Here is a 13,001-nt window from a genome sequence, read left to right as displayed (position 1 = left end):
AGGCCCTTTGTGTAGGTCGGATTTTGTTCAGGAGGAATTGAGGTGGTTCTTCGTTTTCTGAAAACATGCGCAACGGTGTTGTGCCTGTCAGTTTTGATCGGCACGACAGCGAGAGCTGATGTCGCCTTCTTGGTCATATTGAAGGTTCCGCAGGCGAACGAGGACGCTTTTGACGCACTGGCCGAGAAAATGCTCGATGCCTCCAAGGCCGATGAAGGCCTTTTGATCTACGAGTTCGCACGAACAGGGGAGACCGTCTACGGCTATGAGAGATACACCGACGATGCCGCCCACGAACGCCACCAGGTGTTGATCAAGCCGTTTTTGCCGGAGCTGATCGAACTTGCCGAATTCGAAAGAATTGTCACGCTGACTGACATCAGCGAGCGTAGCCGCCCCGGCTTCGAAGCCATGGGAGCAGAGATTGGAGCGTTGATCGGCGGCGTCGCTCAGGGAAGCCTGGGTGACTGAAGTTCGTAATTTGCAGGGGTAAGATCAAATGAAACCGTTTGTATTGCTTGTGGCAACAGTGTTCATGAGCCTTTTGGTGCCGAGGGCATTTGCCGAAGACTGCGACGCGGAGTGCCAGGCGCTCCGCAATGCGCAGGACCCGCTTGCGGACGTGCGCGCGATCATGACCGACAACACGATTGCTTTCGGGACCGCAGACGAGCAGACCGGATACGGCTTCCAGATTCAGCCGGTCTATTCGATCCCGACTGAAAACGGCTTCAACTTCATCGCGCGGGGCGTCATCCCGGTGGTCGGCGTCCATAACGGCGCAGCCTTCCCCAAACTCGGACCGGACCAGATCGGCGGCAGCGGCTACACCTGGGGCCTTTCCGACATCGTTCTCCAGGGCTTTGTCGTGCCGCAACTCGAGAATGCGCCGATCAAGTTCGGTTTCGGTCCACAGGTGTCGTTGAGAAGCCGCACGGATGACGCCGTTGCAGGTCCCGGCTGGGGTGCCGGTCTCGCGGCCGTTGCTTTCGGATTTGCCGGAAATCTCTCCTATGGAGGCATCGTCGGGCACCACTGGGGCGAGGACAATTTCAACCTGACCACGGTCCAGCCGATCGTCTTTTACAATACCGAATTCCTGGGCGGCTCCTATATCGGCTACAATAATTCGATCACTTACAACTGGACGGCAAATGCCGGTGACCGCTGGCAGGTGCCGGTCGGTCTGACCGTTGGCAAGACCTTTCTTCTGGACGGCGGCTATGCGGTCGATGCCAATTTGGGCGGATACGCGCTTGCCGCGCATCCGAACGGCGGTGCGGACGCGCAATTCAAATTCGGCGTGTCCGTGTTCTTTCCTTAAATGGCGAAACGGAGAAGCAAAGTGTCCCGGATGCTCGTACTGGCGTTTTTCTGTGTCGCGGCAGCCTTGTTTTCAACGGCAGGTGTCGCTGGCTCAACCGAAAGCTTGAGAGACCGGGTCTCCACGTTTCAAACGCCGTCCGGTTCGCTTCCCTTCGCGAGATCCATGGTAACCGCAGCGCCTGCTGCTCCGGCCGGCACGACAAATGGCAACACACTTGCCTGGACCGACCTGCGGCCGGTCGCGACGTCGCTTGAGGCACCCTTTGCATCCCTTCCGGAGCCGCTTCTGGAAGCCATGCGAACACACGTCCGGTGGAGAACATCCAAGCGCAGTGCCCGCTCGGAGGAAGAGTTCATCGCTGAAAACGAGGCGGCAATCGCATTGCTCGAAGCGCATGAAATTGATGTTGAAGCATTGATGCGCGAACGCCGGAAGATCATTGCCCGCAACGGACGCATTGCACGTGGGGCGAATCCGGACATCCTGGGTACCACTATCCGCTTACCCGGTTACGTGGTGCCTCTGACTTTCAATGATCAGGCGGTCACGGAATTCCTGTTTGTGCCGGTCGCGGGAGCATGCGTGCACACACCGACCCCGCCTCCGAACCAGATCGTTCATGTCAAGTATCCGGAAGGGATAGCTTTTTCGTCGATCTTCGGTGCTTTCTGGATCGAAGGGGAATTGGCTGCGGAAGATACCAAAAGCGATGTTCTCTTTTATGATGGCGCGGCAACCGGCGTTCAGGCGAGCTATGCGCTCAATGCCACGGATGTCAGATCCTTTCAGTAGCGGGGCAGGATGACCAGATTGCGCCAATACCGCCTGCTTGCAATCGCCGGGCTTTTGATGGTGAGTCAGGGAGCCTCTGCGCAAGACGCCGGGGACGATGATGGTTTCCGCAGCGCCGACGACATTCCGAACATCATCGAGAGCGCCAACACGCCGAAGGAAAGTCGCCTCAACCCACCAGTTTCCCAATCCTTCATTGAAAGATGGAGTGCGTTCAAGAAGAGCATTGACGATGCCGCGGGGATCAAGTTCTCCATTGCCTACACCCAGGTTCTTCAAGCTGCTTCGAGCAACAATCAATGGAAAACAGGTTCGGGTGCGCAGGCCGAGTTCGATTTCACCTGGGAGCTGTTCGGCAGAAATGGGGCCGGGCCGAAGGGCCTGATCGGCGGCAAGTTCGAGACCCGGTTCAATCTTCTGAACGCGACCGCGCCGCAGTCGGTTGCAACGGCTGCCGGGTCGATCTGGTCGGGCGCCATCGGCTATGGCGAACAGGACCCGTCCCTGTCACAGCTTTGGTATGAGCAGCACCTGATCCGCGACCGCTTGCTTCTCCGCATCGGCAAGATCGCGCCCTTCACGGTGTTCGACTATTACAAGTACAAGAGTCCGCGCGTCGCCTTTCTCGGACAGCCGCAGAATTTCAACCCGACGATCCCGTTCCCACCCTCCGCGCTCGGCTTCGGTGCAGCGGCTAGGCTAACCAATGGCGGCTATGTCGTCGGCGGCGTGTTCGATGCAAACGGCTCGCCGATCCGGCCCGGCTTCGACACTTTGTTCGAGGACGGGGAACTTTTTTCCATTGCAGAGGTCGGCTGGGCCCCCGACTTTGTCTTCGGCCTGGAGCCGGGCAAGGACTTCCGGCCCGGCAATGATGATTACCACCTGACCGTCTGGCACTCCGATGCCCGGGAAAAGATCGGCCGCCCCGAAGGCTGGGGCTTTACCGCTTCTGCGCAAAATGGCTTCGGCAATATCGTGCCCTATGCCCGCTATGGTTACTCCAATGGCGGCGCGACGACGCTGAAGCAGTTTGCAAGTATCGGCGCTGGGTTTGAAAACGTCTTCGGGTACGACGCGGATGTCATCGGCATTGGCCTGAGCTGGGGCGACCCCTGGAACTCCGCACTCGACAATCAATATGCCATGGAGGCGTTTTATCGAATGCAACTGACGCCGCAGTTCGCCCTGACGCCAGACGTCCAGGTGATCGTTGATCCGGCAACCGACCCGTCCAGCGAGTTGCTGGGCGTGTTCTCAGTGCGCGGACGGGTAGCATTGTGAGGATTGGAAAGAAACGCAATCCCGCAAGCAGACGACGCAGCGGGCCTGCCAGAAAACCTAGCCTGTTTTCAGGCGTCTGACTTCAGACGCGCGTGCTCCGGGGGTAACGCCGAACCAGCGTTTGTAGGCGCGGATGAACGCAGGTGAATCCGAATAGCCCAGCAGGAAAGCGATTTCCGGCAAGGAGAGATCGCTCTTGTGCAGATACTCCTCCGACAGATTGCGTCTGACATCCTCAAGGACCTCCGAAAAGGTTGTGCTCTCGTCGGCAAGCCGCCTTGCGAAAGTACGTTCGGTCATTCCCAGTTTGCCTGCGACCAGGCTTGCCGAGCTCTGGCCTTTCGACAAGCCGTCAATCACGTGAAATTCGACATTGGCGAGAAAGGACTTCGGAACGGCGCGTCGCTTTTCCAGCATCCTGTCGGCGACATTCGACATCAGCTCAAGAAGATCCCTGTCGGAATGCACGAGAGGCGTTTCAAGGTCCTTTGTGTGAAACACGATGCCATGGATGTCGCTGCCGAAATGAATGGGGCACCCGAAAAAGAGTTTCATTTCCGCGGGTGCTTCGGCTCTCTGGTGATGAAAATGAATTTCCGCCGGACGCAGGATCCTGCCTGTACCGTACCGGTAATTCGACAAGAGCGCGGCCATTCCCGCCTCATTGGCCTGTCTCTTGAAATAGGAGCTGCGATCCACCTCCTGGTAGGAAAGCTTGGCGGTGTTGCCTGTCCTGGCAAGCGAGAGACGGTAACTGTCGACAAAGATATTGACGTATTTGACGTGGTTCAGGATGGCCTGTTCCAGCGTTGCTGAGGAAATGCCGAGATAGGCGATCACACCAAAGGTACCTGTCGGAGTGGTCTTGCCGACATTAAATCCGAACAGGTCATCATCCAGATGCTTCGCGGCCTGTTCCAGGAAAGCGTCGGATTTTCTGAGCGGGACCCGGCGATCAAAACCTTCCAGGTCCGCAGGGGAAAGTCCCGTCGCGTGAAGAGCTTCTTCGTGATCTTCTCCACGTTGTTCCATGATCTTGACAGCAGCCCTGATCAATACGGCATCAACTTCGGCTTCGCTCAATATGGGCCCCCGTAACAATTTGGCACCAAATGACAGCATATTGGCTGTCGCTGACAATCGAAACCACCAATCAATGCATAAATAAATATCGAACAGACGGACACACTACAAAAGCAAATTCCGCGCGATGGTACCGTCGACAATAATAACACGTCATTGCGGAATATCTGGGAACTCTGGCTGAACGGTCGTTTGTCAGGTCTTGTGCTCCCCACAGGATCCGGTGAACGGGCTGCGGTTCCCGGCCACGGCAAACCGTCAGCCCCTTGACCGCGCTTCGGCGCGGTTTTTTGTTTTTGCACCAACAGCAAATGCCGTCACGAAACCGGCTGTCTCCCCTATCTGAAATTTCTCGTTGTGCTTGTCGTTTTGCGGTACTAGCGTGGCTTTGTCGGTGCAGGGCTGTTCAAAGCCAGCTTGCCGCCGAACCATCCAGCAAGCTTTCCAACAAGAGGTGTCTCATGGCGCAGTTGCCGAATTCGCTCGAAGCCCGCGATGTCGCTTTCCAGCTCCACTCCTATGCGGATGCACGCAAGCAGGAGCAAACCGGTTCGCTGGTGATCGACAAGGGCGAGGGCATCTATGTCGAGGACGTGAGTGGCAAGCGCTACATCGAGGGCATGGCGGGCCTGTGGAGCGTTGCCGTCGGTTTCGGTGAAAAACGTCTTGTGGAAGCTGCCGCCCGTCAGATGGAAAAGCTGCCCTATTATCACACCTTTACCTTCAAGACCCACGGACCATCCATCGAGCTTGCAGAGAAGCTGATTGAAATGGCGCCCGTGCCGATGTCGAAGGTCTATTTCACCAATTCCGGATCCGAGGCCAACGACACGGCGATCAAGCTGATCTGGTACCGGTCCAACGCACTTGGCCAGCCGGAACGCAAGAAGATCATTTCCAGGATGCGCGGTTACCATGGCGTGACGGTGGCCTCCGCCAGCCTGACCGGCCTGCCGAACAACCACAAGTCCTTCGACCTGCCGCTGCCGCAGATCCTGCATACGACCAGCCCGCACTATCGCACGATGAAGAAGGACGGCGAGAGCGAGGCGGAATTTGCAAGACGCTGCGCGCGGGATCTGGAGGACCTGATCCTGGCTGAGGGTCCCGAAACCATCGCCGCATTCTTCGCCGAACCGGTCATGGGAGCCGGCGGCGTTGTCGTGCCTCCGGACGGGTATTGGCAAGCGGTTCAGCCGGTCCTCAAGAAATACGGCATTCTTTTTGTTGCCGACGAGGTGATCTGCGGTTTCGGACGAACCGGCAACATGTTCGGGACTGAAACTTACAATTTGCAGCCGGACATGATGACCTTGTCGAAAGCCCTGTCATCTTCCTATCAGCCGATTTCTGCGCTTTTGATCAACGACACGGTGTATGAACCGATTGCAGACGAGTCCCACCGGATCGGTGTTCTGGGACACGGCTATACCGGCAGCGGGCACCCGGTTGCTGCAGCTGTGGCGCTGGAGAATCTGAAAATCATCGAAGAACGGGACCTGGTCGGGCATGTCAGGGAGATCGCACCGACCTTCCAGAAACGGCTGGCAGGTCTTGCCGACAACCCTCTGGTCGTCGAGACACGCGGCATTGGTCTGATCGGCGCGGCCGAGCTGCATCACCCGGCGCATTCGGATACGCCCGGGTCGCTCGGCGCCGCCGCGAATGCCGCCTTTCAGGAAAACGGCCTGATCTCGCGCGCCATGCTTGATGCCATGGCCTTCTGTCCTCCACTGATCATTACGGACGGGCAGGTCAACGACCTGTTCGATATCGCCGAGGAGAGTCTGAAAAAGGTGGCCGCCAGCCTATGACGGGCTGGTCGATTGTCGGAACCATCAGCGGAACCTCCGCTGATGGCATTGACCTGGCTGAAATCGAGACGGACGGCCAAACGGTCAGCCGTTTCGGTCCGGCTACGACGACAGGTTATCGTTCCGATACTCGAAGATTGGTTCTTGAGGCTGCCGGCCGGAAGGGTGAGAATCGGGACACCTGGCCGGAGATCGCCGAAGAAGTGACCGCGGATCATGCGGCTGCCATTGGAGACTTCCTGCAGGAGCATCACCTGACACCGGATGCGATCGTCTTCCACGGACAGACCGTCTGGCACGATCCGAAGAAAGGCGAAACGGTCCAGCTTGGTGACCCGCAGGTGCTTGCCACCGTGCTCGGTCTGCCGGTCATTGGTGACGTCCGGCTTGCCGACATGGAAGCCGGAGGCGAAGGTGCACCGCTTGTGCCGATTTATCACCAGGCACTCGCCAGAACGCTGGTCGGCACGGACAGGGAACCGCTCTGCTTCCTGAACATCGGAGGTGTCTCCAACCTGACCTTCATCAGCGGCGACCATCTGCTTGCCTTTGATATCGGGCCGGGGAATGCTCTCCTGGATGACTGGATCAGGGTGCATGGCGCGGGTGACTATGACGCCGGTGGAGTGATTTCGGCAAAGGGGCGGGCAGACGAAGAGCGGCTGATCAAAGCGTTGAAGCATCCGTTCCTGTCGGAAACCGGACCGAAGTCGCTTGACCGCTACAGTTTTTCCGCGGACTTCGTTGAGGGCATGAGCCTTGAGGACGGAGCTGCAACACTGCTGACTTTCACTGCCGAGGCAATTGCGAAGGCGGAAACGCTCTTGCCCCAAAAGCCCGGCCTGTGGCTTGTTTGCGGAGGCGGTCGCCACAACCCGGTTCTAATGCAGGCGCTCAGGGTTCGTCTTGCAGGCGATGTCGTGTCTGCGGACGACTACGGCATTGATGGCGATGCGCTTGAAGCTCAGGCCATGGCGTTTTTGGGCGCCCGCCTGAAGGCCGGATTGCCGACAACATTTCCCGAAACGACTGGAGCGCGTTCGCCGGTCACAGGAGGGAAAATGTTTCTGCCGAATGCTTGGGATAAGAATGAAGTAAAAAGACCTAAATAGTGAAATTACTCACATACTCGGAGTTTTAATGTATTATTTTTAATTGGCGAGTAGTGAATTTTATTGTTTTAGGGTGGTGGTATGAGTAACAGAGAAATAGTGACGTTTCTGTTTTTCCTGTGTTTCTCTATTTATAATGTAATTCTGTTATTTAGATTTTACAAAGACGTAAAATTCTATGCGAGGAACGGTTGGAAATTTGACCAGATAAGAAAAGGCTCAATGGAAATCTTTGATGGAGATCCACCATCAGGCCCTCCTTTGAAGGGACGAAACAGATTTTTTAGTATGGTGTTTTTAGTGCTTGGGAGCAACGTCGTTGTAAGCGTCTTGTTTTTTGGAGGTGTTCTTCCGGTTATAAAGAGAATTTTATAATAATGAACAATGATCTTAATTTCTATTATTTGTTTAAACCTATTTGAAAAGATAGTTCTATTGAATTTCACGAAGTATAATATTAATATGAGCACGGTTCGAAAATATGTTTATGAAAAAAAGTACTTGAATAAGAATTTTTTGATCTTAAAGAGAGTAATTTAAGTAGAATTTTTAATTGTGTTAAATATAGAGAAATGTATAGAGTCGATTTATTATTAACCAAATTTAATTTTGTGAAATGTAGTTTTATAACCATCTGTCTCTCAAGGCGTTTCTTCTTCGGGTGAAGACAAGGGGTGTCTATCCAAGATTTAAACGGAATGGAGGCAGAAAATGTCATTTACCAGATATCTCATCACCACAGCATCCACGGTTTGTCTTGTTGCCGGCACGGCGCTCTCAGCAAGCGCGGCCACGCTGATCGTCGGCAACAAATATGCGGGGACCGTCAGCTTCATTGATCTGGAATCGGGTCAGGAGGTGAAACGGCCGGTCACAGGCGGCTCGCCTCATGAACTGGTCTTGTCTCCGGACGGTGAGCAGGTTGTGGTCGTTTCCTACCTCGAAGACGGCTATATCGGCCGCGAGCTCAATGTTTTCGATGTTGCCACTGCTGCACATCTGAAGACGATCGATATCTCGCCGCACATGGCACCGCATGGAATCGCGTGGCTTGGAGATACCGACAGCGTAATCGTGACAACAGAGGAAACGCGGGACGTCATTACTGTTGATGTTGTGAAAGGAACAGTCACCGGGCAAGCCGAACCGGGACTGATCGGCACGCATTTGCTTGCACTGTCACCGGATTCCTCGACGGCATACGTGACCAGCCGGGGATCGGACAAGGTCTCGGTAGTTGATGCGGAGACAATGAAAATCACCCACACGGCAAACACGGATGTCGGGCCCGAGGCTGTCGATGTCAGCCCCGACGGCAATCAATTGTGGGTTGGAAACAATCAGTCCGAAACGATCATCGTGTTCGATCCGCAAACCATGGAGAGGCAGGAGGTGATCGAAGCCGGTTTCCTGCCGATCCGGGTCCGGTTTCACCCCGAAGGCCAGGCGGTTGCCGTGGCCGATCTGCGCGGTGATCGCGTAGTTGTCTATGAAAGCGGAAACCGGGAGGTCAAGGCGGAAATCGATCTTGCACCACACGGAGCCTACGGGCCGGCATCGCTGCTCTTTTCACCCGATGGCAATTCCCTGTTTGTCGGTGCGCAGGATGGCGCGCGGGTCGCAGAAATCGATACGTCGTCCTGGTCGGTTATCCGGGTCATCGAAACGGATGAAGGCGCGGACGGCCTTGCTTACAGTGACATGAAGGTCAGCGTTTGACGGCACGGGCAGGGCGGCACGAGACGCCCTGCCCGGACCCGCCCTTGCACAACGTCCTTCTTGCCGCTAACCAGATTGCATGAACGGATCTGAAATCTACAAACGCCTGATCGGTCTGATCGAAGAACGGGTGCTCAAACCGGGAGATCGACTGCGCGAGGCTGATCTCGCCGAGGAATTTGGCGTCTCGCGAACTCCGATCCGGGAAGGCCTAAAGCGCCTGGAGGCACAGGGCCTTGCTGTCCATGAGCCGAACCGGGGCATGGTGGTTCCGACGCTGGACCATGGCCAGATCAACGAAGTCTATTTCATGCGCGAAATGCTGGAGGGAACGGCAGCAGGTCTTGCCGCCAAACATGCCTCGCTGCCTGAAATCGAGATCCTGCAGGATCTGGTCAGGGCGGACAGGCAACGCATTGCCGACAAGGACAGCCTGGTGCGCTCCAACAGGGAGTTTCACCGGCGCCTCTGCCTTGCCTCGCACAACCGCTACCTTGTCGACCTGATCGAACACCTGCGCCTGTCCCTGATCCTGATGGCGGGCACAACTCTGGACACGCCCGAACGCCGTGAAACGGCAGTGGAGGAGCACGCAGCCGTGGTGGCCGCCATTGCCAGGGGAGACAGCGAAGCCGCAGAGGCCGCAGCCAGAACCCACATCGCGCATGCCCACAAGACCCGGCTGCAACAGATCTGATTGCCTGGTGTGCGAGGCGACCGGACGAAAGAAGGTCCGCTCTGTTAAGGCGCGATCCAGTTCAATAATTCCAGATCACCATTGTCATCGTATATGAAACGAGCACGCAGGTTGTTTTGTCGCTCCAGCCGACACCAGTCCAGAGACGCCGCCTTGAAGAAAAGCACGCCAAAACACTGTTTGCCCGTTGCATGCACTTCTGCTTCGGCATTTTTGCTTGAAACCAGCGGACGGGTCGGAAGTTCGTCACCCGGCGGTCCGCCGGCATAGGTCGACCTTGTCTGCGATGACAGCTGGTTCCAGGCCATTTCCGTTTGATCTGACCCTGGATGCGACAACTGGATACTGCCGCGCAGGCGCAACTGCACGCGCGTTCTGTTCGAATATCCAAGCACCGTGGCATTGCCGTTCCGGTGGAACTCCTGCCACTTCGGACTGCGTGTGTCTGTATGGAATTCCAGCCTGTGCCCGGCCCGATCAACGGACCGCAACACGACAGTCCGTGCCTCCGGAAAGTCGCAACGGCCGAGGGAAGCCAGGGTCAGGTATCGATAGGGCAGATCTCGGTCCAGCGTGGCTGACTCAAGGGCTTTCCAGGCGTCTCTTTCGATTGTTTTCAGATTATCCGGCAAACGTGCTCCTGTTTGAAACGTCATGCGATACCTGACAGCACAGGCGCATGTCAGTCGGGCGCAACCTTGTGGTCAGGGTAGTGCTTTTCAAGATGCGCCGCCATGGCCGCAAGGCCCTCCTTGAACACCTGGTTCCTGCCGAAACCGATCCGGAAATGGTTTTGCGGAGTTTCGCTAAGGTCACTTGAATAGATCGACGACGGCAGAAGCAACACTCCGCTCTCTTCAATGAGCTTTCCGGTAAAGGCTTCGGCTCCGTCCGGTCCGCAGTATTTTGGAAACGCAACACAACCCCCCAGCGGCCGGAACCATTCAAACAGGCCTGGAAACATGTCGAACACCCTTTCCAGGGCCAGGACGTTTTCCAGCATGATTGCGCGATTGCGGGCAAGGATCTCGTGCCGAGACTTGAGCGCGATCAGCGCAAGTATCTCGGCGGGTCCTGAATTGCATATGGAAAGATAATGCTTGAACCGTTCAACCCTTTGGAGAAACGCTCGGTCCTGCGACGCAATCCAGCCAATTCGGAGCCCGGGCAATCCATAAGCCTTTGACACTACATTGAGGGAAACACCGCGTTCATAGACGTCTGCAATCTGCGGCATGCGATCTATCGGATCCAGCTCAACGCCCCTGTAAACCTCGTCGGCAAGTATGTAGATGCCACTTTCTCTGGCAATCGAGACGAGGTCTGCCAGGTCATTACTGTTCATGAGTGTGCCTGTCGGGTTGTGTGGAAAATTCAGGGAAATCAGTTTGGTGTTCGGTCTGATCGCATCTCGCAATTGGCCAATATCGATGCGCCACCCGCCTTTTTCAGCGCCTGACCCAATGCCGGAGGGCGATGAATAAACCATGGGAAGCCCGGTTACCTCGCAAATTGAAAGCGGGATCGTTTCCGCTCCCTGGTAGTTGGGTGTCGGCACGATGGCGTGATCGTCACGCGTCAGCAGCACATTCGGTATGGCAAACAGGCCCTCGCCAGCGCCCGCCATGCAAAGGATGTTGTCTGCCGGTATTTGATCATAGGTGCTCGAAATCTCCCGACGTAACTGGGGAGCCCCCCAGGTCTCGGTGTAACCCAGCCATAGCTCCTCGAATGCTTTCCGGTCTTCATTCGAAGCCATGGCCAGCAGATCGGAAAGCGACATGCTTTCCAGGTCCGAGGCCGTCATATGGTGCCTGGCGGTGAATTCCCATTTCGAAAAAAAGACTTCCAGGCCAAAGTCTCTCATGTTGCGCGGGGCTGTCACCTTCAGGTTCATTTCGAACTGTCCTTTTCGCTGTTCCTGACTTCGCGAAGCATTGCGTAGAAGCTTGCGCGGGAAACACCGAGCGCTTCTGCGACATACTCTCCAGACCCTCTTGCAGACAGGACATCAGCCCGAAGCAATCTTCCGATGATTTCGAGACGCTCAGCCTTGCGTGTCTGGTTGGATGAGACCTTCATTTCCTTGAGCGCGTCTTCGATCACCGCATTTGCCAGCTCACGCCAGTCGTTCCTGAGGATGGACTTGCCCGCGCTTTCGTCCTCCAGCTGCGTCAGTTTTCCGAGAAGACCTGTGACAGCCTCCAGATCACCGGTCTTGAGGTTTAGGCACAAAAGCGCGATCGGTACTCCCGCGTCATCTCGAATGATCGCAGAAATGGATTTGATGCGTGATCCGTCAGGGCTGGATTTCCGGTAGGGCCCGATCGTCCCGTCCGGTCGCAATTCGGATGCGTAATTTTCTGTTTCAATCAGGGAATCATCCCCAACGACGCGTTTGGAAAATCCGTTTTCGATATGCGCAACTCTGTTTGTCTTGAGATCGTGAAGCACGACTTCGACCATCTCGGGAAACATCAGCGAAATTGCCTTGCATACCGGCTCGAAGCTTTTGAGGTCCTGGAGAGAGTTCATTTAGATATTATATCCGAAATTGGACTTTATGTCCAATTTCCGGAATCAGGAGGGAACCGGGTTTAGCAAGCCTCGACAGCAGGCCCCCGCCGTTTGGCGAGGAAGGGAAAGTTCAGCCCAAACGAATTCGCCTTGTCGAAAGGTTGCACGCCTGTTGCGCATGCCGACAAGACCCGGCAGCAGCAATTCTGAGGAACCAGGAGCTTAACCGATCAGAAGTGCATTGGTTGCAAGCACCAGGTTCGCGAGGGCCGCCGTGCCGATCACGACGAAGGTCAACACCATTCCGACGACACGGAAATTCATCGGCTCCGGGTCGCTACCGACTCCATAGGCATGGACTGTCCGTCCCACGACCAGGAAAAGACCCAGCCCGTAAAGCAGCCAGTGAGCGCCACCCATCAGCTCCAGCATCAGCAGAAGCAGCAGGGAAAGCGGTGTATATTCTGCAAAATTGGCGTGGACGCGCATCCGCCGCAACAAAATGTCGTTTCCCCTGTCGCCGAGACTGATGCGTTCGCTATTGCGCGCGCCGATTACGCGGACGCTCAGAACCAGATAAAGCAGCGCGAGCAGGCTCGCGACAAGCGGCGTGGTTATGATGGTCAAGGTTCCCTCCAGCATTCAGGCGCATCGGT

General features: G+C 56.0%; 13 protein-coding genes. 8 read left to right on the top strand and 5 right to left on the bottom strand.

Going from position 1 to position 13,001, the window contains the following annotated elements; all coding sequences use genetic code 11:
- Positions 1-42: 42 nt before the first annotated feature.
- Genes LA5095_RS24850 through LA5095_RS24835 form a run of 4 tightly spaced genes read left to right on the top strand, consistent with a single transcriptional unit; the run spans position 43 to position 3,403 of the window.
- Positions 43-471, top strand: coding sequence for a putative quinol monooxygenase (locus LA5095_RS24850; protein ID WP_055119991.1), 429 nt, complete (start codon positions 43-45; stop codon positions 469-471).
- A gap of 28 nt (positions 472-499) precedes the next feature.
- Complete coding sequence (locus LA5095_RS24845) at positions 500-1,324, top strand: hypothetical protein (protein WP_055119989.1); 825 nt, start codon at positions 500-502, stop codon at positions 1,322-1,324.
- A 30-nt stretch (positions 1,325-1,354) separates the two neighbouring features.
- Positions 1,355-2,119, top strand: a complete 765-nt coding sequence (locus LA5095_RS24840) for a DUF3299 domain-containing protein (RefSeq protein WP_235808900.1) — start codon at positions 1,355-1,357, stop codon at positions 2,117-2,119.
- Between the two features lie 9 nt (positions 2,120-2,128).
- Entirely contained in the window at positions 2,129-3,403 is a 1,275-nt protein-coding gene (locus LA5095_RS24835) for a carbohydrate porin (protein ID WP_055119985.1), read from the top strand.
- Positions 3,404-3,460: 57 nt separating this feature from the next.
- Here the strand turns inward: LA5095_RS24835 and LA5095_RS24830 are convergent, their stop codons facing one another.
- Positions 3,461-4,486 carry an AraC family transcriptional regulator gene (locus LA5095_RS24830; protein ID WP_055119983.1) on the bottom strand — a complete coding sequence of 342 codons (1,026 nt, stop codon included), beginning with the start codon at positions 4,484-4,486 and terminating at the stop codon, positions 3,461-3,463.
- A gap of 461 nt (positions 4,487-4,947) precedes the next feature.
- Here LA5095_RS24830 and LA5095_RS24825 point away from each other — a divergent pair, with 461 nt between their 5' ends.
- From LA5095_RS24825 to LA5095_RS24805, 4 genes are all read left to right on the top strand, one after another.
- The gene (locus LA5095_RS24825; RefSeq protein ID WP_055119981.1) at positions 4,948-6,300 is read left to right on the top strand and encodes an aspartate aminotransferase family protein; all 1,353 of its coding nucleotides are present in this window, start codon (positions 4,948-4,950) and stop codon (positions 6,298-6,300) included.
- Complete coding sequence (locus LA5095_RS24820; RefSeq protein WP_055119979.1) at positions 6,297-7,412, top strand: anhydro-N-acetylmuramic acid kinase; 1,116 nt, start codon at positions 6,297-6,299, stop codon at positions 7,410-7,412. Before LA5095_RS24825 ends, LA5095_RS24820 begins: the two co-directional genes overlap by 4 nt.
- Before the next feature lie 711 nt (positions 7,413-8,123).
- Entirely contained in the window at positions 8,124-9,131 is a 1,008-nt protein-coding gene (locus LA5095_RS24810) for a YncE family protein (RefSeq protein WP_055119976.1), read from the top strand.
- Between the two features lie 79 nt (positions 9,132-9,210).
- Positions 9,211-9,828: a GntR family transcriptional regulator gene (locus LA5095_RS24805; protein WP_029062244.1), complete on the top strand. Its 618-nt coding sequence runs from the start codon at positions 9,211-9,213 to the stop codon at positions 9,826-9,828.
- 44 nt (positions 9,829-9,872) lie between these two features.
- On the opposite strand, the gene LA5095_RS24800 is transcribed toward LA5095_RS24805, so the two are convergent.
- The 4 genes from LA5095_RS24800 to LA5095_RS24785 form a co-directional block, all read right to left on the bottom strand.
- Positions 9,873-10,484, bottom strand: coding sequence for a pyridoxamine 5'-phosphate oxidase family protein (locus LA5095_RS24800; protein WP_055119974.1), 612 nt, complete (start codon positions 10,482-10,484; stop codon positions 9,873-9,875).
- Between the two features lie 26 nt (positions 10,485-10,510).
- Entirely contained in the window at positions 10,511-11,725 is a 1,215-nt protein-coding gene (locus tag LA5095_RS24795) for an aminotransferase class I/II-fold pyridoxal phosphate-dependent enzyme (protein ID WP_199485850.1), read from the bottom strand.
- The gene (locus LA5095_RS24790; RefSeq protein WP_055119973.1) at positions 11,722-12,363 is read right to left on the bottom strand and encodes a helix-turn-helix transcriptional regulator; all 642 of its coding nucleotides are present in this window, start codon (positions 12,361-12,363) and stop codon (positions 11,722-11,724) included. Before LA5095_RS24790 ends, LA5095_RS24795 begins: the two co-directional genes overlap by 4 nt.
- Before the next feature lie 204 nt (positions 12,364-12,567).
- Entirely contained in the window at positions 12,568-12,972 is a 405-nt protein-coding gene (locus LA5095_RS24785; protein WP_104702420.1) for an MAPEG family protein, read from the bottom strand.
- Between the last annotated feature and the right edge of the window lie 29 nt (positions 12,973-13,001).

It is taken from the genome of Roseibium album, assembly GCF_001404515.1.
GTDB lineage: Bacteria > Pseudomonadota > Alphaproteobacteria > Rhizobiales > Stappiaceae > Roseibium > Roseibium album.
Note: the sequence above shows the minus strand (reverse complement) of the source record. Positions and strands in the feature narration are given on the sequence as shown.